Here is a 1358-nt window from a genome sequence, read left to right on the forward strand (position 1 = left end):
GTGGCGCGCCTGCCGACCGCGGTCATGAATGCCTTCACCGGGCCGCGGATCGTCATCACCGACGGAATGACGACCCAGCGCGAAGTCTGCGGCGCCTTCTCGTCCACGCCGTTCTCGTTCAAGAGCAGCATCGGCGCCATCGTCGCGCCGCCGGGCCAGGAGGACCTGCTGCGCTTCCTGGCGCTCTACCTGCATTCTGATCTCGCCCGCTATGGCCTGCTGCTCACCGCCTTCCAGGTGGCGTTCGAGCGCGAGCGGGTGAGCCTGAAGGATCTGGGCGCCCTGCCGTTCGTGGCGCCCGACAAGCACCCCGATCCAGCGCGGGCCCGCGCGATCGTGCGCGAAGTCAGCAAGCGCCTGCAGGCGCTAGAGCGCGCCCCCAGCCTCACCCGCGCCGACCAGTACGCCCAGTGGAAGCCGGAGGCCCAAGCATTGATTGCCGAGTACTTCGGGCTTACCGCGGCCCAGACGACGCGCATCCGCGAAGTCGTGGACCTGGTGCTGGACAGTGTTCAGCCGGGCGCGTTCAAGGACCTGCATACGCCCCTGCAGCATCGGCCGACCCAGGCCGCCGCGCAGGCATACGCCCGGGCCTTGGTCCAGGAACTGGGCCAGTGGCGCGACGCACTGGGGGGGGAAGGGCGCATTCAGGCGGAGCTGATCGTCAACGAGCGCACGGCCCACGGCGCGTTAGGCATCCTGCGGCTCTCGCCGACGGCCGGTACCGGCGTGGCACCGGCGCTCGCCACCCAACGCTCCGATGCCGCAGTTCAGGCCGTCATCGCCACCTTGCAGCGCCATCAGCAGCTGCCGGCTCCGCTGAGCGAAAACCTGTACCTGGCCTCGGACGTGGTCGTGCGCGTCGAGAACTGCCTGTACCTGATCAAGCCGCTGCTGTGCCGGTTCTGGCTGGTCGGCGAGGCGCTGCGGGATGCGGAGCGCATCGTGCGCGCCGCGCAGCCGGAGGCCCGCTGATGCGGCGCGTCACCGTCTCCGCGCCCCGGGACCCCTGGGGCGCGTTGTTTCCGGTGGAGGAGGCCCAGCGAGCCACGCAGTTCTTGGTGGACACCTGGCATACCGTGACGGCCAAGGCGCCGGAGAACTTTGATCGGCGCCGGAACGAGCCCCAGCTGACCGAGCAGTTCTGGTGGTATCTGGATCGGCTGGGCGAGCCCGATGGAAAGCTGCTCGGGCAGTGGAGCTATGAGAAGCCACGGTTCGAGTTCGACCCGGTGACCGGCAAGAAAATCAAGCGCATCCGCCAGGACATCGAGTACTTCTCCAACGCCGGCAGCGTCCGCCTCAACCTCACGTACGAGTTCAAGAAGCTCTGAATCGCCCCGTCTTTCCCGGAGGCT

The 1358-nt window shown here is 68.3% G+C and carries 2 protein-coding genes; both read left to right on the forward strand.

From position 1 onward, the window contains the following. On the forward strand, positions 1-975 hold a 975-nt coding region (locus tag N787_RS11680), incomplete at its 5' end, for a hypothetical protein (protein WP_211252166.1). Continuing rightward, on the forward strand, positions 975-1334 hold the full coding sequence (locus N787_RS11685) for a hypothetical protein (RefSeq protein ID WP_034214329.1): 360 nt from the start codon (positions 975-977) through the stop codon (positions 1332-1334). The genes N787_RS11680 and N787_RS11685, both read left to right, overlap by 1 nt. The last annotated feature ends 24 nt before the right edge of the window (positions 1335-1358 follow it).

Source organism: Arenimonas metalli CF5-1, from assembly GCF_000747155.1.
In the GTDB taxonomy this organism is placed as follows: domain Bacteria; phylum Pseudomonadota; class Gammaproteobacteria; order Xanthomonadales; family Xanthomonadaceae; genus Arenimonas; species Arenimonas metalli.

Coding starts and splice junctions, on each gene's coding strand:
- N787_RS11685 (WP_034214329.1), top strand. CDS start 975: ATGCGGCGCGTCACCGTCTCCGCGCCCCGGGACCCCTGGGGCGCGTTG.